Annotated in this window: 19 protein-coding genes; 14 read left to right on the forward strand and 5 right to left on the reverse strand. The window is 65.0% G+C overall.

Features of this window, described 5'->3' with window-relative positions; genetic code table 11:
* Positions 1 to 25: 25 nt before the first annotated feature.
* Positions 26 to 682, reverse strand: coding sequence for a peptide-methionine (S)-S-oxide reductase MsrA (gene msrA / locus IVB40_RS34610; protein WP_247285154.1), 657 nt, complete (start codon positions 680 to 682; stop codon positions 26 to 28).
* A gap of 163 nt (positions 683 to 845) precedes the next feature.
* Positions 846 to 1,163, reverse strand: coding sequence for a hypothetical protein (locus tag IVB40_RS34615; RefSeq protein WP_007616084.1), 318 nt, complete (start codon positions 1,161 to 1,163; stop codon positions 846 to 848).
* A 439-nt stretch (positions 1,164 to 1,602) separates the two neighbouring features.
* Between IVB40_RS34615 and rpsT the strand changes: the two genes are divergently transcribed.
* The 11 genes from rpsT to IVB40_RS34670 all read left to right on the forward strand — a co-directional run bounded on the left by rpsT (position 1,603) and on the right by IVB40_RS34670 (position 17,422).
* Entirely contained in the window at positions 1,603 to 1,869 is a 267-nt protein-coding gene (gene rpsT / locus IVB40_RS34620) for a 30S ribosomal protein S20 (protein ID WP_007598259.1), read from the forward strand.
* A 1,277-nt stretch (positions 1,870 to 3,146) separates the two neighbouring features.
* A complete protein-coding gene (dnaA, locus tag IVB40_RS34625; RefSeq protein WP_026233035.1) occupies positions 3,147 to 4,559 on the forward strand; it encodes a chromosomal replication initiator protein DnaA in 1,413 nt (470 codons plus the stop codon).
* Between the two features lie 281 nt (positions 4,560 to 4,840).
* Complete coding sequence (gene dnaN / locus IVB40_RS34630; protein ID WP_007598262.1) at positions 4,841 to 5,959, forward strand: DNA polymerase III subunit beta; 1,119 nt, start codon at positions 4,841 to 4,843, stop codon at positions 5,957 to 5,959.
* A gap of 109 nt (positions 5,960 to 6,068) precedes the next feature.
* Positions 6,069 to 7,205 (forward strand): DNA replication/repair protein RecF, encoded by a 1,137-nt coding sequence (recF, locus tag IVB40_RS34635; protein ID WP_247817677.1) that lies wholly within the window; start codon positions 6,069 to 6,071, stop codon positions 7,203 to 7,205.
* Positions 7,206 to 7,323: 118 nt separating this feature from the next.
* Entirely contained in the window at positions 7,324 to 8,061 is a 738-nt protein-coding gene (locus IVB40_RS34640; protein ID WP_247817678.1) for a hypothetical protein, read from the forward strand.
* 125 nt (positions 8,062 to 8,186) lie between these two features.
* A complete protein-coding gene (locus IVB40_RS34645) occupies positions 8,187 to 10,355 on the forward strand; it encodes a hypothetical protein (protein WP_247817679.1) in 2,169 nt (722 codons plus the stop codon).
* 281 nt (positions 10,356 to 10,636) lie between these two features.
* On the forward strand, positions 10,637 to 13,072 hold the full coding sequence (gene gyrB / locus IVB40_RS34650; protein ID WP_247817680.1) for a DNA topoisomerase (ATP-hydrolyzing) subunit B: 2,436 nt from the start codon (positions 10,637 to 10,639) through the stop codon (positions 13,070 to 13,072).
* A gap of 269 nt (positions 13,073 to 13,341) precedes the next feature.
* Complete coding sequence (gene murA, locus IVB40_RS34655) at positions 13,342 to 14,637, forward strand: UDP-N-acetylglucosamine 1-carboxyvinyltransferase (RefSeq protein ID WP_247285149.1); 1,296 nt, start codon at positions 13,342 to 13,344, stop codon at positions 14,635 to 14,637.
* A gap of 258 nt (positions 14,638 to 14,895) precedes the next feature.
* Positions 14,896 to 16,290 carry an MATE family efflux transporter gene (locus IVB40_RS34660; protein WP_247285148.1) on the forward strand — a complete coding sequence of 465 codons (1,395 nt, stop codon included), beginning with the start codon at positions 14,896 to 14,898 and terminating at the stop codon, positions 16,288 to 16,290.
* Complete coding sequence (locus IVB40_RS34665; RefSeq protein ID WP_247285147.1) at positions 16,287 to 16,775, forward strand: DUF2867 domain-containing protein; 489 nt, start codon at positions 16,287 to 16,289, stop codon at positions 16,773 to 16,775. Before IVB40_RS34660 ends, IVB40_RS34665 begins: the two co-directional genes overlap by 4 nt.
* On the forward strand, positions 16,772 to 17,422 hold the full coding sequence (locus tag IVB40_RS34670; RefSeq protein WP_247285146.1) for a 2-hydroxychromene-2-carboxylate isomerase: 651 nt from the start codon (positions 16,772 to 16,774) through the stop codon (positions 17,420 to 17,422). The genes IVB40_RS34665 and IVB40_RS34670 overlap by 4 nt, the downstream gene beginning before the upstream one ends.
* A 1-nt stretch (position 17,423) precedes the next feature.
* On the opposite strand, the gene IVB40_RS34675 is transcribed toward IVB40_RS34670, so the two are convergent.
* Positions 17,424 to 18,539 carry an FUSC family protein gene (locus IVB40_RS34675; protein ID WP_027566106.1) on the reverse strand — a complete coding sequence of 372 codons (1,116 nt, stop codon included), beginning with the start codon at positions 18,537 to 18,539 and terminating at the stop codon, positions 17,424 to 17,426.
* A gap of 124 nt (positions 18,540 to 18,663) precedes the next feature.
* Here IVB40_RS34675 and IVB40_RS34680 point away from each other — a divergent pair, with 124 nt between their 5' ends.
* Positions 18,664 to 20,031 (forward strand): MmgE/PrpD family protein, encoded by a 1,368-nt coding sequence (locus IVB40_RS34680; RefSeq protein ID WP_247285145.1) that lies wholly within the window; start codon positions 18,664 to 18,666, stop codon positions 20,029 to 20,031.
* Positions 20,032 to 20,036: 5 nt separating this feature from the next.
* Here IVB40_RS34680 and IVB40_RS34685 read toward each other — a convergent pair whose 3' ends face one another.
* Both IVB40_RS34685 and IVB40_RS34690 read right to left on the reverse strand, forming a co-directional pair.
* A complete protein-coding gene (locus tag IVB40_RS34685) occupies positions 20,037 to 21,464 on the reverse strand; it encodes a serine hydrolase (RefSeq protein ID WP_247817681.1) in 1,428 nt (475 codons plus the stop codon).
* Between the two features lie 144 nt (positions 21,465 to 21,608).
* Positions 21,609 to 22,670 (reverse strand): helix-turn-helix domain-containing protein, encoded by a 1,062-nt coding sequence (locus IVB40_RS34690; RefSeq protein ID WP_247285143.1) that lies wholly within the window; start codon positions 22,668 to 22,670, stop codon positions 21,609 to 21,611.
* A 275-nt stretch (positions 22,671 to 22,945) separates the two neighbouring features.
* Here IVB40_RS34690 and IVB40_RS34695 point away from each other — a divergent pair, with 275 nt between their 5' ends.
* A complete protein-coding gene (locus IVB40_RS34695) occupies positions 22,946 to 23,863 on the forward strand; it encodes a pirin family protein (RefSeq protein WP_247817682.1) in 918 nt (305 codons plus the stop codon).
* 77 nt (positions 23,864 to 23,940) lie between these two features.
* A complete protein-coding gene (locus tag IVB40_RS34700) occupies positions 23,941 to 24,855 on the forward strand; it encodes a phosphoribosylaminoimidazolesuccinocarboxamide synthase (RefSeq protein ID WP_018455824.1) in 915 nt (304 codons plus the stop codon).
* The last annotated feature ends 182 nt before the right edge of the window (positions 24,856 to 25,037 follow it).

Below are 25,037 nucleotides of genomic sequence, written 5' to 3' on the forward strand. Positions count from 1 at the left end.
GAGGTGCACCACCTTCGCGGCTGGCTTACGCGCTCACGCCGACGCCGATCGGGCAGGACACGCCGGTGCCGCCCAGTCCGCAATAACCGGCGGGATTCTTGGCCAGATATTGCTGATGATAGTCCTCGGCAAAGTAGAATTCGCCGGCGGATGCGATCTCGGTGGTGATGGTGCCGAGACCTTTTGCAGCAAGCGCCTTCTGATAGAGCGCCTTCGATTGATCGGCCGCTTTCTTCTGCGCGTCTGAACAGGTGTAGATCGCGCTTCGATATTGCGTGCCGACGTCGTTGCCCTGACGCATGCCCTGCGTCGGGTTGTGGCTCTCCCAGAACGTCTTCAACAGCTTCTCGTACGACACCTTGTTCGGATCGAACACGACCAGCACCACTTCGGTGTGACCGGTGCGGCCCGAGCAGGTCTCTTCATAAGTCGGGTTCGGCGTGTGGCCGCCGGCATAGCCGACGGCAGTTGTGTAAACGCCCTCGCCTAGCTCCCAGAACTTGCGCTCGGCGCCCCAGAAGCAGCCGAGCCCGAACACCGCCTGCTCGAGGCCGGCGGGATAAGGCGGCTGCAACTTCGTGCCGTTGACGAAATGGGTGGTCGCGGTCGGAATGGCTTGCGCACGGCCGGGCAGCGCTTCCGTGGCGCTCGGCAATGCGGTGGTCTTGCGCATGAACAGCATGGACGGATCTCCGGGAACGAGCTGTGCCTCGCCTGAGCCAAGGCGATGAGCCAAGCGCTCAGGCGGCGTGCTCGCGATCAGTTGGGAATATAGGTCTTTACGCGCAAAGGGGCAGCCCCGTTACGCCGTCCGCGCGCCGGTTCGAGGCGCGCGAATTGAAAGCTCAATCCCGGGAATAGCCGATCAGCGGCTTGCGCGGGCGGAACAGGATCATCAGGAGGATGCCGAGAATGCCGAGGACGGCGAAAACCGGCTGATCCAGCACCAGGCGGATCACCGAGGTCCAGAGCCAGGGCGCCTTGGCCTCGACCCAGGTCCGGAATGCCGTCTGGCTGGCCTGATTGATGTCGTTCCAGAACTGGCCGAAGCGGGTGAACCTCAGGGTCTGGTCGGCCACCCAGCGGGCGCCGTCGTAGACCATGAAGATGAACCCGCCGGCGAGCAGCAGCAGCCCAATCAGTCGGAAAAAGCCGCGGATCATGCCTCACCCTCTATAGTCGTCCGATCGGACGACCCTCGGAACGCCGCCAGCCAATACAAGGGAGACGGCAGAAATTCAACCTCTTCAGGGCGTTACGGCATTCATCCCCACCCCAAGAGGCTGGTTGTCCAGCCCGGGAAAGCGTTGACGGTGCCAAAGACCCTCTCTATAAGGGCGCCAACTGGCGGCGGGCGCAATCCTGCCGCCGCTGTTCTTTGAGCAGTTGCAGGCTCTTTTGGGCTTACAGGCTCTTTGGGGCTTAGAGGCTCCTTGAGCTGAGAGGCTCTTTGGGCCTCAGAGACAGCCGCAAGGCCGTCGCTCTTGTTCCAGGAACAGCCTAGCAACCGAACACCCTAATTCCGAGCGTCGATTACGCGGTCAAGCAAGCCGGCGCTACCCGACCAAGACGCGACCGGTACCCGCAAAGGACATTGAGACCATGGCCAATACCACTTCCGCCAAGAAAGCGACGCGCAAGATCGCCCGCCGCACCGCAGTCAACAAGTCGCGCCGCACCCAGATGCGCGGTGCCGTGCGTAATGTCGAAGAAGCGATCAAGACCGGCGACCGCGCCGCAGCCGTGACGGCGCTGGCGAACGCCGAGCCCGCCTTGATGCGCGCCGCGCAGCGAAACATCATTCATAAGAACAATGCCAGCCGCAAAGTCTCGCGGCTCACCGCGCAGATCGCCAAGCTCGCCAAGTAAGCTGGCCAAGTAAGCTCGCGAGTGATCTAGCAGCATTCGTTCGATCGGACGATCCGGTCGCACATCGCATACGTCAAACAGCCCGGCATCACGCCGGGCTTTTTTGTTGCCTGCCATATCCACGCAAGCAGTCACGCGCCGAGCGACCTTCGATCGGAGGATTGCGGCGTTTGCACCATGATGTCCCGTAGTTCTACCTGCGAATGATTTTGCAACAGCGGAAACTTGCACCGCGGTGCAAAAGACCCTTGCGAGGCGGGCGCAAGTTGAATTCGCGCGTCTGCGAGTTCTGCACACCGTAGTTTCCCCGGATCGCGTCACGCGATGGAGTTACCCTGTGAAACGAGACTCAAAAAGCGATGGCTCGCTAACCACTTATCGGCATAGTGAGGCCAAGCATTTGGAAAAATCGCCAGCGCGTCGCGCGCGTGACGCTTTTGTAAAAAATTTTTGGCGGTGGCGGAGAATTGTCACATGAAACGTGGCGTCTTCGATTCTGTGCACGAATCCAAAAACTTGCTCTGAAGCCTGTGCACAAGTCCGCGTGGCGTTAACGCAGATCAAGATTTTTGATGCCTCAAGTGTGAATCAATTCCGTTGCGAGTCTTTCCGCATAGTGTATTCCTTAAGACGTCAGCGGCGCCCACGATCTTGAGACCAGCGCGGTATCGGAAACGGGGCGAGCGTGCAAATCGGCGGCGATGTGCACGTAGGCGGCGCTTCAACAAGCGATTGTCGGATCAAAACCCACAGCAATGTGGGAACGGTAGCTCTTTGTCTGAATGTCTCCAAGCGGGATCTTTCTCTCGCGCTTAAGAGGCATCTTGAAAGCTGCCCCGACAGGCATGATGGCGAGGCCGAGCGGACTAGTACACGGGCAGGCATCCGATGACGACGCGGGTGTCGTTTGGACACGCAGGACCTTGTCGCGAGCAATCACGGCAGGACGGGGAGGTATCATGTCTTACGAACTCAACGCGGTATTGAAACACATTTCGACTTCCAGCATTTCGACTTCCAGCGATGCCGTTTTAGATTCGTCGGACACCAAGCCTCCCGCGTGTCACGGAGCGCCGAGTACGCGCTGACCTCGCGACCCCTCCATCTCTAGACATTGCTGATCGGACGCGGCGTTTCCGCCGAACGGTCGAGCCATGCCTGCAGGTGAAATCGCTTGAGGTCCCGCCATTGCAAATAATCCTGGGCAGGTATTGCTGGCAGGAACTCTGCATGGCGCTCACCACGCAACCTTATCTCTCAAGAAAAGTTCTCAAATGATGACAACCCCGGAACAGGATCGCTGGTCACGCGTGAAGAGTCGGCTGCGCTCGAACGTCGGCGAAGACGTCTATACGAGCTGGTTTGCGCGCATGGATCTGGAAGGCGTCCAGGACGAGAGCGTGCGTCTGTCGGTGCCCACCCGCTTCCTGAAGAGCTGGATCCAGGCCCATTATGCCGAGCGCGTGCTGTCGTGCTGGCAGGCCGAGATGCCGGAAGTCCATCGCATCGATCTCACCGTGCGCTCGGCCGTGCGCCCCGTTGTGCAGCAGAAGGAAGCGCCAGCGCCGGTCGAAACGCGCCGCTCGCCTGCGCCGGAGCTGCGCTCGACCGCGACTGCGCCGGTGTCGGCCAATCATGATGCGCTCGGCGGTTCGCCGCTCGATCCGCGCCTGACCTTCGCAAGCTTCGTCGTCGGCCGTTCCAACACGCTGGCGCATGCGGCTGCGCGTCAGGTCGCCGAGGGTCGTCGCGGCGATCCCGTCATGTTCAATCCGCTCTACATCCATGCGGGCGTCGGCCTCGGCAAGACGCATCTCTTGCAGGCGGTGACCTGGGCCGGCAATTCCGGCAACGAGCGCAAGGTGCTTTATCTCACCGCCGAGAAATTCATGTACGGCTTCGTCGCCGCGCTGAAGACGCAGACGGCGCTCGCCTTCAAGGAAGCGTTGCGCGGCATCGACGTGCTCGTGATCGACGATCTCCAGTTCCTGCAGGGCAAGTCGACCCAGGCCGAGTTCTGTCACACACTGAACGCGCTGATCGATGCCGGCCGCCAGGTCGTGATCGCGGCCGACCGTCCGCCGTCCGATCTCGAAAGCCTCGACGACCGCGTGCGCTCGCGGCTGGCCGGCGGCCTCGTGGTCGAGATGGCCTCGCTCGGCGAGGAGCTGCGACACGGCATTCTCAAGTCGCGCGTCGCCGCGGCCCGCGCCCATCATGCGACCTTCGAGGTGCCGGAGGAGGTGCTGACCTATCTGGCCCGCGCCATCACCCATAACGGCCGGGATCTCGAAGGCGCGATCAACCGCCTGCTCGCGCATTCGAAACTCAACAACCGGCCGGTGACGCTGGAGATGGCGGAGCACGAGGTGCGCGACCTGATCCGGCCGCAGGAACCGAAGCGGATCAAGATCGAGGACATCCAGCGCGTGGTGGCGCGGCAGTATAATGTCAGCCGCTCCGACCTCCTGTCCTCGCGCCGGACCGCCAACGTGGTCCGTCCGCGCCAGGTGGCGATGTATCTCGCCAAGACGCTGACCCTGCGATCGCTGCCGGAGATCGGCCGCCGCTTCGGCGGGCGCGATCACACCACGGTGCTGCACGCCGTTCGCAAGATCGAGGCCCTGGTTTCCAAGGACACGGCGCTGTCGGACGAGGTCGAATCGCTCAAGCGCCAGCTTCAGGAATAAACGCCTGGGTCTTTCCCCTTCCCTCGCGCCGCCCCGGCCATGCCTGGGGCGGCGGTCTTGGTCCAGCTGGGCGCCGGCCCCGTCTTTGCCGGTAAATCGTGGGGAACTGTCGCGCAATCCCTTGAAACGGATGACTTTACGCGCCACCTTGCGCGACCCTGACGGCTTTGGTCATATCGGCTGGATGACCCGGCCTTCCGGGGATTTCGGTGCCGTGGCGCGCGTCCCGCCGCCCGGCTTTTCCAGATTTGTGTTTCCTTGGGGATCGGGCGAGTAGTGCAATGAAGGTTACGGTCGAACGCGCGCAACTCCTGAAGTCGCTGGGCCACGTCCATCGCGTGGTCGAGCGCCGCAACACGATTCCGATCCTCGGCAACGTGCTTGTTAGGGCCGAGAACGCGAAATTGTCGCTGAAGGCGACCGACCTCGACCTCGAGGTCACGGAAACGCTCGCGGCGGAAACCGCGACCGCGGGCTCCACCACCGTGCCGGCCCACATGTTCTACGACATCGTGCGCAAGCTGCCGGACGGTTCGCAGATCGTGCTCGAAGCCGACGGCGACCGCGCCGTGCTGGCGATCCGCGCCGGCCGCTCCCGCTTCACGCTGCAGACCTTGCCGGAGAATGATTTTCCGGATCTCGCGGCCGGCGACATGTCGCATTCGTTCAGCCTCGCCGCCAAGGACGTCAAGCGGCTGATCGACCGCACCCAGTTCGCGATCTCCACCGAGGAGACCCGCTATTATCTCAACGGCATCTATCTGCATGCCGCGGGCTCGGCCAAAGCCGCCACCCTGCGCGGCGTCGCCACCGACGGCCACCGCCTCGCCCAGCTCGACCTGGTCCAGCCCAAGGGCGCCGAGGGCATGCCCGGCGTGATCGTGCCGCGCAAGACCGTCGGCGAGGTGCAGCGCCTGATCGAGGACAACGAGGCCGAGGTCACGATCGAGCTGTCGCAGGCCAAGATCCGCTTCACCATCGGCAATGTGGTGCTGACCTCGAAGCTGATCGACGGCACCTTCCCCGATTACGGCCGCGTGATCCCGCAGGGCAACGACAAGGAGCTCGTCGTCGACAAGAAGGATTTCGAGAACGCGGTCGACCGCGTCTCGACGATTTCCAGCGAGCGCGGCCGAGCCGTGAAACTCTCGCTGTCGCCGGGCAAGCTGGTGCTGTCGGTGACCAATCCGGATTCCGGCAGCGCGACCGAAGAGCTCGAAGTCGAATACGCCTCCGACGCCCTCGATATCGGCTTCAACTCCCGCTATCTGCTCGACATCGCCGCCCAGATCGAAGGCGACGTCGCAACGCTCCGGCTCGCCGACCCGGGCTCACCGACCCTGGTGCAAGACCGCGACGACAAGAGCGCACTCTACGTGCTGATGCCGATGCGGGTGTGAGGGCTACCGGCGCCCCTTCGCATCGACTACATCCGTCATGGCCGGGCTTGTCCCGGCCATCCACGTCTTTGGAGACAAAACGTGGATGCCCGGCAATGACAAAGACAACATGACCCCCTCCCGCATTCATCGCCTGACGCTGACGCATTTTCGTAATTACCGGGCGGCGGGGCTCGAGGCGAAGGCTGACATGGTGGCGCTGGTCGGGCCGAACGGAGCGGGCAAGACCAATTGCATCGAGGCAATCTCGTTCCTGTCGCCGGGACGCGGCTTGCGGCGCGCGACGCTGGACGACGTCGCCGACAACCAGGGCGACGGCTCCTGGGCGGTGTCGGCACAGGTCGAAGGCGCACTGGGCCTTGCCACGCTCGGCACCGGCATCGATCCGCCGCGCGCAGATAGCCCGGTCAGCCGGCGCTGCCGCATCGACCGCGAACCGGTTAATTCGGCGGCGTCGTTCGGCGACCACATCCGCATGGTGTGGCTGACGCCGGCGATGGACGGGCTGTTCATGGGAGCGGCGTCCGAGCGCCGGCGCTTCTTCGACCGCCTGGTGCTTGCCATCGACAGCGACCATTCCAGCCGCATCTCCGCGCTCGAACGTTCCCTGCGCTCGCGCAACCGCCTGCTCGAGACCCGCAATTACGACGACCATTGGTGTGACGCGATCGAGCGCGAGACCGCAGAGCTTGCGGTCGCGGTCGCCGCAACCCGCGGCCAGACCGCGGCGCGCCTGACCGGCATGCTCAACGCGCGCGCGCAAGCCTCCGCCTTCCCCTCGGCGCAGATCGCGCTCGACGGCTGGATGGAGAACGCGCTGCTGACGGAGACCGCGACGTCGGTCGAGGATCGCTACCGCCAGATCCTGCGCGACAACCGTCCGCGTGACGCCATCGCCGGCCGCACCACGGATGGTCCGCATCTCACCGATCTGCAGGTGATCTACGCGCCGAAAAGTATGCCGGCGCGCGATGCCTCGACCGGCGAGCAGAAGGCGTTGCTGATCGGGCTGGTGCTGGCACATGCGAGCCTGGTCGCCGAGATGACCGGCATCGTGCCGCTGCTGCTGCTCGACGAGGTCGTCGCGCACCTCGATCCCGGCAGGCGCGCCGCGCTGTTCGACGAGCTGCGCAAGCTCGGCGCGCAGGTGTGGCTGACCGGCGCAGACCCCGCCGCCTTCACCGAGATCGGCGCCGGGGGCGAGATCTTTGACGTCGAAAGCGGACAGGTATCGGCCCGGCGGTAGTCGCAGCCGTTGAACCGGCCCCATTTCCGCCGCGACTAGTTGCCGGAGGCGGCGCCGACGGCGTCGCAGCCGTTTTGCAATCGCGCAATGACATCACGCGCGAACGCTGGAGAGTGAGATGCGGGCGGCAAGGTCCGGGGCGCGAGCCCCGGCACGATGGCGGGCGTTTGCGTGCGGCCTCGTCTTGCTCGCGACGTGCATGCTCGCGGCAAGCGCCGGCGCCTGGATGCCGCAGCCGCTGTTTTCGGCCGATCTCACGCCGGACCCCGATGCCAAGCTACCCGCACCGACCCGCTACAGCTTTAGGGGAATCCACACCACACTGATGCGGGGCGTCGAAGCGCCGCTTCGCGTCAAGCTCGAAGCCACCGTGCCCGCCGAGCTCAGCGACGTTCTCGCCTTCTACCGCAGGGAGTTCGGAAAACTCGGCTGGCAGGAGCAGCATGATGGCGCCGTCGTTTCCGCCGATCACGTCCAGCTCGCGTTCGTCTCTCCGCTCGGGCCGGCCATGCTGGAGCTCGGCCGCAAGGACAGCAGCACCTTGGTTCATCTCGTGCAGAAGAACTCGGATACTGCAACCCGGGCGAACGTCATGCCCGAACCGGGCCAGGCGAAGCTGGTGTTCAGCAACATCGGCGAAACGGAAGCCGTGCTCGGGATCGACGCGCGGATCATCAAGCGCGCCGCCGGCGCCAATGCCGTATCGCTGGATCTGGCGCCCGGCAAATATTCCTACGAACTGAGCGTACCCGGCCGTCCAGCCTACACCCACATCCTCACTGTCGCAGCCGGCGACGCCTGGGAGCTCACCGTCGGGCGCGACGGCGAGGCATGGTCGCCGCTCCAGCTGTATTGACCAGTTCGGGATCTTTGAACCTGCCCGGTTCCTGCCGCGACTTCTGGTCTGAGGCCCGCCGACGGCGTTGCGGCCGTTGCAATCGCGCGCGCCAAAGCGCCGCGCGGCATCCTGGAGACGTAACGATGGCGATGATCCCGCGCGGGATGCAAATCCCGGCACGATGGCGGCTGCTTGCATGCGGTCTCTTCCTGATGGCGAGCTGCTCGATCGCGGCCGGCGCCGATGAGGGTGTCGTCGACGTCCACGCGCTGCCGCAGCTCGAAGGTGCGGTGGAAGACATTTCGCGCCCCGATCCCTATCGCGTCGAATATCGCGTACCGACGCGGCAGGCGGTGACACTGCCCGCGGTCCAAAAGCTCCTGAGCGACAACGGCTGGGTGCCCTATGTGATGCCGCTTGAGGAGAAAAGCAGCCTGCTGAAGTTCAGGAAGGGGCGACAGGGCCTTTCCGTTCATTTCACGCAGGCGCCCGGCCGGCCCGACCAGTCCGTGGTTTACTACACGACCGACCGGATCTACGGCAACGTGCCGTTTCCGGAAGGTGCAAGCGACATCGTGTTTGACGGGACCCGGCCCTATCTCGGCTGCATCGCGCCGACGCCGCTCGATGCAACGTCGGATTTCTATGCCAGCCAGATGGCTGCGATCGGCTGGCAGAAGCTCACGCCGGAAACCGTTGCGCGCTGGACCACCAGCCTGGATGAAACCTTTCCCAACGGCCTGCGCGCGTTCTACGCGCACGCCGATAGCAAGGAGACCGGCTTCTATCAGCAGAAGCCGGTGATGCTGACGCTGACGCGCCGCGACGACGGCCGCACCCATGTCGATATCCGGGTCGCACCCTTTGCGCTGCCCAGCGAGCTCAAGGCCGATAGTGATCTGGCCGGCCTGCCGCGGCCAAGCCCGACCAAGACGGCCAGGGGCCTCGGCGGCGCGAGCGACAACAAGCGCGAAATGTCGGCCGCCGCGATGGCCGAGTTGCCGGCCGTGCTCGCCTTCTATCACCGCGAGCTCGCCGCGCGCGGCTGGCAGGAGGACGGCAGCGCGCCGCTCGCACCCGGTGACGAGGTCGCGATCAAGATCTCTTCGGCGGAGGAAACCGGCGTGCTGCGGCTTGGCCGCAAATATGATTTCACCATGGTCAGCCTGACCGCGCAGGTGAAGGACTCCGCGCTTGCCGCCCGTGCCAAGGCGAAGAAAGAGGCGGACGAGAAGTTCCTTGGGGATGCGTTAGGTGCGGCCAAGCAGCTCATCACTGCCGACGAAGCAAGGCGCAAGGTGCAGGCGGCCGCGTTGTCCGACGCGCCGCTGAATGCGCTGGCCGACAGCAAGACGCCGGTGCCGCTGCCCGAAAACGCCGAAGGCGTGAAATTCGAGGGCGACGACGGCAGGCTCGAATTCTCCTCGTCATCGACCGTGAAGGCGCTTGCCGCGTTCTATCGCGCATCGCTCAAGCCAGCGGGCTGGAAGGAGCAACCTTCCGTCATCAACCAGCCCAACATGGCGGTGATGGAATTCTCCAAGAGCGGCAAGTCGATCTCGATGACAGTGATGCAGATGGGGCCGAAGGTAAACGTTAGCGCCAACGGCTCCGGTCTTGTTATCGTCGCGGCGAAGCCCGTCGAGGCCAAATCGAACCAAGCCAAGGCGGTCCAGGCCAAATCGAAGGAGCCACTCACGCTCGATCCCGATGTCGCCCTGCCCGTGCCGACGCAGCACAGCTCGACCGGCATCAGCTCCACGAAATTTCCCGGCAGCGACCAGTCGTTCCGGACCGAGCTCGAAGCGAGCATCCCCGCCGAGCTTGGCGAGGTCCTCGCGTTCTATCGCGCGGAGCTGACCAAGCGGGGCTGGCAGGAGAAGGCCGACGGCGCGATCGTCACGGCCGAGCGCGCGGAGCTCGCGTTTACCTCGCCGGAGGGACCGGCCGTGCTGAAGCTTGGCCGCGCCAGGGACGAGACCACGGTCAGCCTGATGCAGCGGAATCCGCAGGCCGCGGCCAAGGCCGACATCATGCCGAAGGCGGGACAGGCGAGGCTGATGCTCGGCAATATGGGACCGAAGGAAGCATCGCTGACGATCAACAATCAAACCGTGAAGATCGCGGCCGGCGCCGGCGGTCCGCAATCGCCGAAAGGCCCGATGCTCGATCTGCCGCCCGGCAAGTACCAGTACGCGCTGCGTCTGCCGGGACGCCCAGCTCGCACCGAGACCCTCACCGTGGCCGCCGGCGATGCCTGGGGCCTCCTGGTGGGGCCAAGCGGAGACGTGCTGCCGCTTCAGATGTATTGAGCTGCAAGGCCGTTCCGGGGGCGTTCCACGCGCCTCGGAACGCCTCTCCTCCCCGAAAAATCCACGCCTTCCAGAGCCCGAAACCGCGTCTCGAATCGCGCTTTTTCCAAGCCGCCGAATCGGCCTTCGAAGGCCTTGAAAATCGGCCGAAAAATCCCACCTAATCAAAGACTTGCAAGGAGATACTTTGCGCTAGGCGCAATCCGTCTTTCGTGGCACAAATAGCCCGCATATCAGCGCCTTTTGCGCCGCTGATTCGGGCGACATCTCGAAGGCCTCTCATGACAGAACCTGCTCGGCAGACGTCTGCCGAAAACGAACCCTCAAATCCGAGCGATTACGGGGCGGAATCGATCCGCGTGCTCAAGGGTCTCGACGCCGTACGCAAGCGCCCGGGCATGTATATCGGCGACACCGATGACGGCTCAGGCCTGCATCATATGGTCTACGAGGTCGTCGACAATGCGATCGACGAAGCGCTCGCGGGCCATGCCACTCGCGTCGACGTGATCCTCAATTCCGACAATTCCGTCACCGTGCGCGACGACGGCCGCGGCATTCCCGTCGACATCCATAAGGGCGAAGGTATTTCGGCGGCCGAGGTCATCATGACCCAGCTCCATGCCGGCGGTAAGTTCGACCAGAATTCCTACAAGGTTTCCGGCGGCCTGCACGGCGTCGGCGTCTCCGTCGTCAACGCGCTGTCGAGCAAGCTCGGCTTGCGCATCTGGCGCGACAACAAGGAACACTACATCGAATTCGCCCATGGCGATGCGGTCGCGCCGCTCAAGGTGGTCGGCGATGCGCCCGGCAGGCGTGGCACCGAGGTGACGTTCCAGGCCTCGACGGAAACCTTCAAGAACATCGAGTATGATTTCGCCACGCTGGAGCACCGGCTGCGCGAGCTCGCCTTCCTCAACTCCGGCGTCAACATCGCTCTCTCCGACATGCGTCACGCCGTCGAGAAGCGCGAGGAGATGCACTATTCCGGCGGCGTCGAGGAATTCGTCAAATATCTCGACCGCAACAAGAAGGCGATCGTGCCGGCGCCGATCATGGTGCGCGCGGAAGCCAACGGCATCGGCGTCGAGGCCGCGCTGTGGTGGAACGACAGCTACCACGAGAACGTGCTGTGCTTCACCAACAACATCCCGCAGCGCGACGGCGGCACCCATCTCGCCGGTTTCCGCGGCGCGCTGACGCGCCAGGTCAACGGCTATGCCGAGGCCAACGCGAAAAAAGAGAAAATCGCGCTCACCGGCGATGATTGCCGCGAAGGCCTCACCGCTGTGCTGTCGGTGAAGGTGCCGGATCCAAAATTTTCGTCGCAGACCAAGGACAAGCTGGTGTCCTCGGAAGTGCGCCCCGTGGTCGAGAACGTGCTCAACGAGGCGCTGCAAGCCTGGTTCGAGGAGCATCCTTCCGAAGCCAAGATGATCGTCGGCAAGGTGATCCAGGCGGCAGCTGCCCGCGAAGCCGCGCGAAAGGCGCGCGAGCTGACGCGCAAGAGCCCGCTCTCGGTCTCCTCGCTGCCCGGCAAGCTCGCCGACTGCCAGGAAAAGGATCCGGCGAAATCCGAGCTCTTCATCGTCGAGGGTGACTCGGCAGGCGGCAGCGCCAAGCAGGGCCGCAACCGCGAATTCCAGGCCGTGCTGCCGCTGCGCGGTAAGATCCTCAATGTCGAACGCGTGCGTCCCGACAAGATGCTGCACAGCGAGCAGATCGGCACGCTGATCACCGCGCTCGGCACCGGCATCAGCGACGAATTCTCGATCGAGAAGCTGCGCTATCACAAGATCATCGTGATGACGGACGCCGACGTCGACGGCGCCCACATCCGCACGCTGCTGCTGACTTTCTTCTACCGGCAGATGCGCGAGATCATCGACGGCGGCTATCTCTACATCGCCCAGCCGCCGCTCTATAAGGTCAACCGCGGCAAGTCCGAGCAATATCTAAAGGACGAGCGGGCGCTGGAAGATTATCTGATCGATACCGGACTCGACGACTGCGTCTACATTCCCGGCACCGGCGGCGATCGCACCGGCCGCGACCTGCGCTCGCTGGTCGACGACGCCCGTGCCGTTCGCGGCGTCCTGCGCAGCCTGCACACCCGCTACAATCGCAAGGTGATCGAGCAGGCTGCCATCACCGGCGTGCTCAACAAGGCTATCTACGGCGATCGGGAGAAAGCCGCCGCGGCCGCGCAATACATCGCCGCCCGCCTCGACACGCTCGCCGACGAGGTCGAGCGCGGCTGGATCGGTCAATACGTCGAAGGCCATGGTTTCCAGTTCGAGCGCACGGTGCGCGGCGTCAAGGACGTCGCCCTCATCGACGACGCGTTCCTGGGCTCGGTCGAAGCCCGCAAGCTCGACGAGTACACGGTCAAGCTCCAGGACGTTTATGCCCGGCCCGGCAAGCTGCGGCGCAAGGATACCGAGCACATGGTCTACGGCCCGGTCGATCTGTTCGAAGCCGTCACAGACGCCGGCCGCAAGGGCGTCTCGCTGCAGCGCTACAAAGGGCTGGGCGAGATGAATCCGGAGCAGCTCTGGCAGACGACGCTGGACGTCAATGCGCGATCACTGCTCCAGGTGAAGGTCAAGGAGGTCGACGAGGCCGACGACATCTTCACCAAGCTGATGGGCGACGTGGTCGAGCCGCGCCGCGACTTCATCCAGGAACATTCGCTGAGCGCGACGATCGATATCTGAGATCGGATGGCTTTGGACGGTCGTCATGCCCCGGCTTGTCCCGCCTGCGCGGCCGAAGCCGCTTCGGCGAGGCGAACGCCCGGGCATCTACGTTCTCCGTGCATCTGGCGAAGACGTGGATGGCCGGGACAAGCCCGGCCATGACGTAGAGACACCTCGGCTGAACCTCCCCCCGCCCTCGCAACAAGTGCAGAATTGCTCCCGCGCTCAATTCTCGGTAGCTTCCGCCTCGAAACCCGCCCCCACTCAACACGACAGCGAGAGACCCCGTGGCGCCCATCCAGTACATCGTCGAGGGCGGTCACCGGCTCTCGGGCTCGATCGAGCCTTCCGGCAACAAGAATGCGGCCCTGCCGATCATCGCGGCAGCCCTGCTCACCGAGCATCCGGTGACCTTGGAAAACGTGCCGCGGATCCGCGACACCGAGACGCTGGTCGAGCTGATCCGCTCGGTCGGCGCGGCGGCGGAATGGACCGCCCGCAACACGCTTCATATTCACGCCAAGAGCATCCGCGCCGCGGATCTCGATCCTGAGCTATGCGTGCGCATCCGCGCCTCGATCCTGCTCGCGGGCCCCCTGCTCGCCCGCTGCGGCGAAGTGATGCTGCCGCCGCCCGGCGGCGACGTCATCGGCCGCCGAAGGCTCGACACGCATGTGCTCGCGCTCGAGCAATTGGGAGCCAAGGTCACCGCGACCGACCGGCTCGAATTCCGCGCTTCGAAACTGACCGGCGCCGACGTGTTCCTGGACGAGCCCAGCGTGACCGCGACCGAGAACGCGCTGGTCGCAGCCGTCGCCGCCGAAGGCACCACGTATTTGCGCAACGCCGCGTCCGAGCCGCATGTGCAGGACCTCGCCAACTTCCTGGTCGCGCTCGGCGCTGGGATCGAGGGCATCGGCACCAACACCATGATCGTGCACGGTCCGGCGACGCTGGGTGGCGCGACCTACCGGATCCAGCCCGACCACATCGAGGTCGGCTCGCTGATCGGGCTTGCCGCCGTGACGCGTTCGCCGCTTCGCATCGTGCGCGCGGGCGTCGAGCATCTGCGCTCGATCCGCATGGGATTCGAGCGGCTCGGCATCGTCTGCCGCATCGAGGGCGACGATCTCATCGTGCCCTCGAACCAGACGCTGAAGATCCAGGACGATTTTGGCGGCCACGTGCCGAAGCTGGAGGACCAGCCCTGGCCGGCCTTTCCCGCCGATCTGATGTCGATCGCGATCGTCACGGCCACGCAATGCGAGGGCGTGATCCTAATGTTCGAGAAGATGTTCGAATCGCGGATGTTCTTCGTCGACAAGCTGATCGCGATGGGTGCGCGCATCGTGCTGTGCGACCCGCATCGCGCCATCATCGCCGGTCCAAGCCGGCTGCACGGCGCGGCGATGACCTCACCCGACATTCGCGCCGGAATGGCCATGCTGCTCGCGGCCGTCTGCGCCGAGGGCACCTCCACGATCAACAACGCCGACCAGATCGAGCGCGGCTACGAGCGCATCGACGAACGGCTGAATGCGCTCGGCGCGAAGATCAGGCGCGTGCCGGAACGGAAGGGCTGAGAGTTTCTTCCCTTCTCCCCTTGTGGGAGAAGGTGGCATAAGCGGCCTTCGGCCGCCGTTTTTAAGAACGCCGAAGCTTCGCATCGGCTATGGCGCCGGATGAGGGGTTGCTTCAGCGAGTCCTGCTGCTTGAGGGCCGTACGCGGAGAGATACCCCTCACCCGTCTCGCCGCTACGCGGCGAGCCACCCTCTCCCGCAAGGGGAGAGGGAGAAGACCAAGCCATGTTTTCGTCGCCCGGCCGTGCTATTGACCCGCCATGCTCGACACCGTCCAGCCTCGTTCGCAGCCGCAAGCCGGCGCGCCGCTAAATCCTCTCGCCGACGAATTCGTCGAGACGCTGCGGCTGGCCGTGCCGATGACGCTGACGCAACTCGGACAGATCGCGATGATCACGACCGATCTTGCGCTGATCGGCCGGCTCGGCGAGAGCGCGGTGGCAGCAGCGGCACTGGCGCATACGGTCTATTTCGTCAGCTTCACGTTCGGGCTCGGATTGATGGCGGCGGTATCACCGCTGGTCGCGCAGGCGTTCGGCGCCGGCGATGTCAGGCGCATCCGCCGCTCCTTACGCGTCGGCCTGTGGGTCGCGCTGCTGATCTCGCTGCCGATGATGGCCTCGCCGCTCTATGGCGAGCACATCCTGGTTGCACTCGGTCAGGCGCCGCACTCGGCCGCGCTCGCCCAGCGCTATCTGAATGGGCTGGCCTGGGGCATCGCGCCGGCGCTCGGCTTCATCGCGCTGCGCAGCATGATGAGCGCGGTGAACCGGCCGCAGGCGCCGCTGTGGATCACGCTCGCGGCGATCCCCGTCAATGCCGCGCTGGTCTATGTCCTGATCCACGGCCTGTTCGGCCTGCCGGAGCTCGGCCTGTTCGGCGCGGGGCTTGCGACCACGCTGGTCAATCTCGGCTCGTTCGCCGCCACGCTCGCCATTGCGGGGCTGCGCAAGCCGTTCGCGGACTATCGTCCGCTTGCCCATCTCTGGCGGATCGACTGGCCCCTGATGCGCAAGCTCATCGCGATCGGCGCGCCGATCTCGTTCTCGCTGCTGCTGGAATATGGCCTGTTCTCTTCGGCCGCGCTGCTGATGGGATTGATCTCGACCACGGCGCTCGCGGCGCATCAGATCGCGCTCCAGGTCACCGCCGTGCTGTTCATGGTCCCGCTCGGCATCGGCATGGCGGCCACCGTGCGGGTAGGTCACGCCTTCGGCCGCGGCGAGCCGCTTGCGGTGAAGCGCGCAGGTCTCGTCGCAGCCGTGATCGGGATCGCGTTCGTCTCGGCCCTGACCGTCGCGATCATCTTCGGCCGCTATCAGCTCGGCCGACTGTTCTTCGGCAGCGACGTGGCGAGCATGGCGACCGTCGAGCTGACCGCGAAGCTGCTGCTGGTCGGCGCGACCTTCTTCATCGCCGATGCCATCCAGACCATCATGGGCGGCGCGCTGCGCGGCATCAATGACACCAGGATGACGTTGGTATTCGCCGCGATCGGCTATTGGTGCGTGGGCTTTCCCATCGCCTGGTGGCTCGCTTTTCACGCCGATCTCGGCGCGGTCGGTGTCTGGATCGGATTGTCGATCGGATCGTTCGTCTATGCCGGACTTCTGATCTTGCGCTTCCGGATGCTGACGCGCAGACTGACGGAATGAACGGGACCGTCCGCGAAGTCACCCCCGATGTCGACACCGGCGCGCTGCTGGCCGGTGCGCAATTCATCGACGCCTTTCGCGTGGAGATCGGCACGGCACCGGTGAATGCCCGCGAGGCCTGCACCAGGATGGTGTTGCACGGGCCGCGCTGGGTCGGTGCACTGACACGCCTGCGCAACGTGTTGGTGACGCCGTTCGGCCTGAAGACATCGGGCGAGGGTACGCCGGCGCCGGGCGGTTTGATCGGCCTGTTTCCGGTCCTGAGTGAAACGCCCGAGCAGCTGGTCGCCGGCTTCAATGATTATCATCTCGATTTCCGCATCGTGGTCGATGTGGTCGGCGAAGCGGTGCCGCGCCACGTCACCTTGACCACGCTGGTGCGGACCAACAATCGGCTGGGCCGCGCCTACCTCGCGCTCATCACGCCCTTCCACAAGCTTGTGGCCCGCAGCATGATGGGGCGGCTCGCGGAGCCGGCCCGATGACGCTCTCCGTCGACCTCTTCTACTCCTTTCGCAGTCCGTTCAGCTATCTGGCGCTGCCCAAGACGCTCAAGCTCGTCGAAACCTACGATCTGGCGGTCAATGTGCGGCCGGTCTATCCGCTCGCAGTCCGTGTGCCCGGGTTTTTCAAGAAGGCCAGCCCGAACTTCATTCGCTATGTGGTGCTCGACAGCACGCGCGTCGCGCAGCACGAGGGCATTCCGTTCCGCTTTCCCAGGCCCGATCCGATCGTGCAGGACAAGGTCACGTTCGACGTCGCGGCGGAGCAGCCCTACATCCACCGCCTGACCCGGCTTGGTGCCATGGCGCAGCTCGAAGGACGCTCGCTCGCATTCACCGATGCGATCGCCCGCGTGCTGTGGGACGGCTCGGTGGCGGGCTGGAACGAGAGCGATCATCTCGCGCGGGCAGCCGACAAGGCCGGCTTCGATCTCGTCGCGATGGATGCTGCGATCACCGCGGACCCGGATCGCTACGAGCAGGTGATCACAGAGAACGAGAAGGACCACGCCGCCTCCGGCCATTGGGGCGTGCCGACCTTCGTGTTCGACAACGAGCCGTTCTTCGGTCAGGACCGCATCGATTTGCTGGTCTGGCGCATGGAGAGCAAGGGCCTGATGCGGCGCTAGCTCACTCCGCCACGCGCGCGGGCTTGTCGGTCGCGGCCTCGGACCATTCGCCGACGACGCGATCGAGATCGCAGAGATTCTGGTGCATCTGCTCCAGCGAGAAGCCGAGCGCGAAGAAGCGCTCCGCGGTGTCGCTGGGCTGGCCCCGGATCAGGCCGTCCTGGCGCACGGCGGCGACCGCCTCGGCATAATGCTGGAGCGCGACATGCACGGGGTGGATCGGCGGGGCGCCGGCGCCTTCGCGCAACGCCGCGGCGGCCGAACGCAGGAAGCGTGCGATCACCGTCGAGACTTCCGTCAGCGGCGCGGCAAGCCGTGTCTGCACCTCGGCCGGCAACGGCACCACGGTCGAGCGGCCGATCATCACGACGTCATGGCGCAGCCGCAAGATCGTGCGCAACAACGGGCCGGTGTCCGGCCCGCTCGACAATCGCGCAGAGCGCTCGCGCTCGGCTTCGGCGCCAATGGTATTCATGCCGACCATTGCGGTGCCGATACCGTCCTGAATCCGGTGCAGCGCGTCGTTGTCCCGGCCGCGCGTCAGGCCCGCGAGCAATTCGGTGAAGGCCTCCGCGATCAATTCGAGCAGCTTCGCCGCGCTGGCGCGGATTTGCCGCACCGCGCGCGAGGGCAGCACCAGGAACGAGACGAGCAGCCCCGTCACCGCGCCGACCGTAACTTCGCTGACGCGATCGATCGCCGAGGCCATGGGATCGGCATGATGCATCGAGGGAAGCACGAGCACGATCACGGCCGTCACCGTTGCAGAGCTCAGATTCGGATAGATCGATGCGACAAAGGCAAGCGGCGCCACGGCCAGCACCAGCAGACCCAGCAGGCCCAGTTCACCGGAATAGGGGATCAGGATCGCGATGGCGCCGCCATAGATCGCGCCGCCGATGGTGCCGAGCATGTAGTCGCGCGTCGCCTTCAGCGAGCGCCCGACGCTCATCTGGGTGACGATGATGGAGGTGAGGACGGCCCAGAGCGGTAACAAGAGATGCAGCGCGGTGGCGAGCGCGTAGGCGCCGGTGGCCGCCACCGTGACCCGGATCGCCAATCCCAATTGGGTCTTTCGCGACCAGACCCGGTCGAACAGCTCTCCTGCGAATGCCATGGTCGCGTATCCCGGTCCAACTCTCGTAAAGCCAGCCAAAAGCATAGCTGATGCCCGCGGCCCCCAGGCCGCTTGAAAGGCCAAATCAGCCCGCCTAACTTGCGCGCCAAAACGAGGAAACACGATGGCTCACGAAACCGCAACGCTCGCCGCCTATGTCGCCAACCTGAAATTCCAGGATATTCCGGCGGAAGTGCTGGATCGGGCGAAAGTGCTGACGCTGGACTTCCTCGGCAGCGCGATCCGGGCCCGCAGCGAAGCGGAATCGACCCCCTCGATCCTGAAGATGCTGGAGGCGCTCGCGCTCGACACCAAGGGCGAATCCACCGTGTTCGGCGATAGCAAGACCTGGACGCCGGCGGTCGCGGCGCTGCTCAACGGCGCCCTCGGCCATTCCCTCGACTTCGATGACACCCATGCGGACTCCTCGCTGCATCCGAGCGCGCCGGTGGTTCCGGCCGCCTTCGCCATCGGCGAGATGGTCGGCGCCTCCGGGCGCGACGTGCTGACCGCGATCGTTGCGGGCTATGAGGTCTGCTGCCGGCTTGGCAACGCACTCGACCCGACCTCGCATTACGCCCGCGGCTTTCACCCCACCGCCACCGCCGGCACCTATGGCGCAGCCGCGGCCGCCGGCAAATTGTTCGGCCTCTCCGAGCAACAGCTCATCGCCGCCTTCGGCGTCGCCGGCAGCCAGGCCGCGGGCTCGCTGCAATTCCTGGTCAATGGCGCCTGGAACAAGCGTTACCAAGTCGGCGCCGCCGCGATGAACGGGGTGATCGCCGCGACGCTGGCGCGCAACGATTTCGTCGGCGCGACGGAATCGGTCGAGGGCAAGCACGGCCTGCTCGCCGGCTACACCGACGATGCGCATCCCGACAAAGCGGTCGCCGAGCTCGGCAAGACCTACGAGACTATGAAGATCGGCGTCAAACCGTATCCGAGCTGCCGCTATACCCACGCCGCGATCGACGCACTGATCGCGATGCGGCGCGAGCACAATCTGACACCCGACCAGATCAAGCGCGTCGAGATCGGCCTGCATCGCAACGGCATCACCCTCACCGGCGACGCCGCGACCAAGCGGCACCCGACCTCGATCGTCGGCGGCCAGTTTTCGATGTTCTTCACCGGCGCGCTCGCGCTCGACCAGGGCTCATTTGGCTGGGACGACTACAATCGCCTTGGGGACACAGCCATCGACGCGCTCGCCGACAAGTTCGACGTGGTGCAGGATGACCGCCTCGAAATCGGCCGCACCCACCCCTTTGGCGCCCGCGTGAGCATCACAACGGACGACGGCGTGCATGAGCGGCTCTATGCCGACCCTTCCGGCGAGCCGACCTCGTTCCCGGATGCACAAGCGATGCAGCAGAAGTTCTTGACGCTGGCCCGCCCGGTGCTGAATGCGCGCGCGGAGAAATTCGCGGACGCGATCATGACGCTGGAGCGGTTCGATCGCGTGGCGAAGGCGACCGAGCTGGGAAGGTAAAGCTCCTAATCCACCCCCGCGACTTTCCCTTTGTCGCGCGCTGCTGCCACGACATCCCGCACCAGACCGAACACGCCATCCGCTTCCGGCGGCCAGTTCGGCGAGCGGCCCATCCGCACGATCACCAGACGCTCCGACGGAATCACGATCGTGTATTGCCCGATCGCGCCCTTGGCGAAGAAGGCATCGCGCGGCCAGCCGTGATCGACGCGGAAGGTCGCGCCAAAGCTGTTACCCTGGTTGGTCCAGAAGCCGGCGCCGATGCCGACCCATGCATTGGACGTCGCCGACGCCGAGTAATTCACCCAGCCCTCGGGCAGGATGCGCCTGCCGCCGGCGACGCCGTCGTTGAGATAGAGCTGGCCGAAGCGTGCCCAGTCGCGCGCGGATGCGAGCATCTCGCTCGAACCCTTGATCGTCCCCGCGCCGTCGAGCTGGAGCGTGACATGGCGCATGCCGAGCGGCGCGAACAATTCGCGGCGCGCGAAGGCCAGCGCATCCGCCGGATTGCCGCCGGCAGCGTTGCGGATCAGATGCGCGAGCATGATGGTGTTGCCATCGTGATAGTTCCACACGGTGCCCGGCGCGGTCGCAAGCGGCATGCTCGCGGCATAGGCGGCCATGTCGTCTTCGGTGAATTTCATGCGATTGACCGGCTCGAACGCGGAGCCGAGCGAGGCCTGAAGCGAGTTGCCGAGCGCCAGGCCGGCGGTGTGGCGCAGCAATTGATCGACGGTGATCGCGTGACGCCGATCGTCCGGATTTGCCCAGGCGGCGACCGGTGCGGGCCCGTCGAGTTTCAGTCTGCCCTGACGCACGAGGATCCCGGTGAGAGCCGAGATCACGGACTTCGTCATGGAGAAGCCGAGCAGCGGCGTCTCCGGTCCGATGCCGTCCGCATAGCGCTCGGCGATGATGCGGCCCGACTTCATGACGACGATCGCGCGGGTGCGGCGGAATGGCGGCGATGGCGGCTCGGCAAAGGCGCGATCGAGCGCTACTGACAGCTCCGGGCTCTGCGGCGACACGACCGCGGAGCCAGCGATCTCGGGCAGCAACGCCGGCTGCCTGTCATCCGGCGGCAACGTGACGTCGGTGATCCCTCCGCCGTGCTCGAGCGTACAGCCGAGGCCCTCGCGATAGACGGCGTGGCTGCGGCCAATGCCGAACAGCGTCACCGTGACGTCCTTGCGCATGCGATCGACCTGATAGTCCATCGCCCAGGTGAGCAGACCGGCGCCCGGCATCGCATCGGCGGTCTCGGTCAAATTACGCCTGACATCGAGGCCCGAGACAAACGTCTCCGCGCAGAGCACGTCGGCGATGAAGCCGGTGGCGACCTTGGGCACGTCATGGGCGCGAACCGCGCCGAGCGCGAGGCCGGCAAAGGCGATGGCGGTGGCGAGAAGGACCATCTTGCGGCAGCGGGTCACGGGCTTGCTCCGGCTTGAGGCGTGTGCCGGAGACGAAGCGGCATTCACGCGATGCCTGCTCGCCGGATTTGGAAAGCGGCCTAGCCGAAACCGCGAGACGCTCGCCGATTCCAAAATAACCTAAATATTTCAGTACACTAAAGCTTAGACGGCATTGACCTTGAGCCGCCGGTACTCCGTCGGCGTCACGCCGGTCACGGCCTTGAAGGCGCGGTTGAACGGGCCGAGCGACTGGAAGCCGGAATCCATCGCGATGGTGATGACGGGGACCTCGGCCTGGGCGGGATCGGCGAGGGCTGCCTTGGCCTCCTCGATCCGGTGGTTGTTCAGGAACACATTGAAATTGCGGTAGCCGAGCCCCTGGTTGATCAGCCGGCGCAGCCGGTATTCGGGAATCTTCAGCCGGCCCGCCAGCACGCCGATGCTGATGTTCTCCTGGCGATAGATCCGTTCGTCCGCCATCAGCCGCATCAGGGCGTCGATCAGCTTTTGGTCGGCGGCATCCTCGCCGACAGGCTGGCTCGCCGCGATCGCGGGCGCAGCCTCCGCGGCGGCTGGAAACAGGTCGGCGCCATCGACCCGCATCATCGCATAGGCGATGGCCGCGACGATGCCGGCGAGCACGCCTGTATTGACGGTGTTGGCGACATCGCCGACGTCACTGCCGCCGACAAGGATCTGGAGCAGCGCGTTCAATCCGCCATAGAGCGCGGCGGCACAGACGATGAAGACGCGAACACGGCGGCGGCGCTCGACCAGATCGGCTGACCATGAGCCGATTGTCTGCACGATCGCGAGCGCAATGAAGCCGAGCACAATCAGGTTCACCGCGGTGACGGCGACCCGGACATGTCCGCCAGGTGCGAGCCAGAGACAGCTGACGAAGCTGAAGGCTGCCACCAACGCCCAGGTCAATCCGTGCCACCGGCGCAGGCGAAACTCGTCGTCGAACAGCGCGCGCGTGAACAGCCAGAACACCACGATATTGCCGGTCGACACCGCGATCAGCGGCGTATGCCAGGCCGGGACCAGCGATGATGTCCCGACAGAATAGCTCACAGCATGCGCGGCCGAGCCGAGCGCAAAGGCCGCACCGAGCCGCGCTGCCAGCACATTGGGGAAATCCGAGAGCAATGACGCTGCCAACACCAGCAGCAGCGCCACAGAAGCGGCGCGAAAGGCGAGTTCGGTTGCGGCAAGGGTCATCGGGTGATGCAATGGGTCGCGGTTGACATCAGCCGAACATCCTTCGTTGCGCCTGTTTTTTCAAGGACCATCGCTCGCCGCGCACACTGTCATCGTCCGGCTCGACCGGACGATCCAGTACTCCGAGACGGTCATGATTGAATCGATAGGCCGCGGCGTACTGGATCGCCCGCTTTCGCGGGCGATGACGGCGGAGTATGTGGTCCAGGCTTAGCCGCGACGGCCGCACAAAATCCTGCTACGATTTAGCTCGAAAAAACCAAAAGGAGTCCACCATGAGCTGGCAACCCTCGAACGATCCCGTGCTCGGCGATCCCATGTCCTGCGATGCGCTCGATCTCGTCATCGTGCCGCGCACGCGCGATCTCGGCGACGGCTTCGCCGTACGCCGCGCGTTGCCGCACGGCAAGCGGCAGATGGTCGGACCCTTCATCTTCTTCGACCATTTCGGGCCGGTGCAATTCGTCTCAGGCAAAGGCATGGACGTGCGGCCGCACCCGCATATCGGGCTTGCTACCGTCACCTATCTGTTCGACGGCGCGATCATGCATCGCGACAGCGAGGGCAACATCCAGGAGATCCAGCCCGGCGCGATGAATTTGATGACGGCCGGCCGCGGCATCGCGCATTCCGAGCGCACGCCGGATGTGCAGCGCGCCTCGGGGCAGAAGATGCTGGGCCTGCAAAGCTGGATCGCGCTGCCGGCAGGATCGGAAGAAATCGCCCCGTCGTTTCAGCACTACGGGGCGGGTGACCTGCCGATGGTCTCCGACCGCGACTTCACCGCGAAGGTGATCGCGGGCTCGGCCTTCGGCGTCACTTCCCCTGTTTCGATGGTGTCGCCCTGGTTCTACACTGAGGTCACGGCGGCCGCGGGCGCGACCGTACCGCTCGACCCCGATCACGAGGAGCGCGCCATCTACGTGGTCGACGGCGAGGTCGAGATCGCGAACGAGCGCTACGAGGGGCCGCGGCTCCTGATCTTCCGTCCGGGCGACCGCATCACGGTGAAGGCGCTCAAAGCCACGCGGATGATGTTTCTGGGCGGCGACGCGCTGGAGGGCCCGCGCCACATCTGGTGGAATTTCGTCTCCTCCAGCAAGGAGCGGATCGAGCAGGCCAAGCAGGACTGGAAAACCGGCCGCTTCGCTGCGGTTCCGCAGGAACATGAGTTCATTCCGCTGCCGGAATAGGCTATCCCGGTTTCCGGTCGCGCGATCAGGCGCGGCCGGATGTCCTGTCGCAAGGCCTTGCTCCGAAAGTTCTGCCGATGACCACCATGCTCTCCAGCGACCTGCCGCTGCCCAAGATCGGGCGCGGCAAGGTGCGCGATATCTACGCCGTCGACGACGACCGCCTGCTGCTCGTCACCACCGACCGCATCAGCGCCTTCGACGTCGTGATGGGCGAGACCATTCCGATGAAGGGCGCGGTGCTGACGCAAATCAGCGCGTTCTGGTTCAACGAGCTTGAAGGCGTGGTGCCGCATCACATGATCAGCGCCGACACCGACGAGATCATCGCCGCCGTGCCCGCCTTGAAGCCGCATCGCGCCGAAATTCTCGGCCGCGCCATGCTGTGCCGCCGCACCACGGTATTTCCCATCGAATGCGTGATCCGCGGCTACCTCTCGGGCTCGGCCTGGAAGGAATATGCAGCCAGCGGCACACTGGCCGGCGAGAAGCTGAAAGCAGGTCTGGTCGAGAGCGAGAAGCTGGAGCCTTCGATCTTCAGCCCCGCGACCAAGGCCGAGACCGGCCATGACGAGAACATCACCATCGCGAAGATGCGCGAGGTCGTCGGCGACGAGACGGCCTACACGCTCGAGAGCATGACCCGCGCGATCTACACGCTTGGCGAGGAGCTCGCCCGCGAGCAGGGCATCATCATCGCCGACACCAAGTTCGAATTCGGCCGCGACAAGGACGGCCGCATCATCCTGATCGACGAAGTCATGACGCCGGACTCCTCGCGTTTCTGGGCCGTCGACGCCTACAAGCCGGGCCAGCCGCAGGCGAGCTTCGACAAGCAGCCCTTGCGCGACTATCTCGACGTCGAGCGCCGCGCCGGCCGCTGGAATGGCGACGCCCCGCCGCCGCCTTTACCCGCAAGCGTAGTGGACGCGACCAGCAAGCGGTATCTGGAAGCGTATCGCCGCGTGACGGGAAGCGAGCTGAAGATCTAGTGCAGGCCTTATCCGTCGTCCCGGCGAAGGCCGGGACCCATACCGCGAGGTCTATCGATCGCTGACGGTTCCAATCCCGAACAACCAATCTTCGCCACACAACTCCCTGGGGGTATGGGTCCCGGCCTTCGCCGGGACGACAATGAGTATGTGTGCCTGCTCGGCTGCTCTCCATCCGCCTG

The organism is Bradyrhizobium sp. 40 (assembly GCF_023100925.1).
Taxonomy (GTDB): domain Bacteria; phylum Pseudomonadota; class Alphaproteobacteria; order Rhizobiales; family Xanthobacteraceae; genus Bradyrhizobium.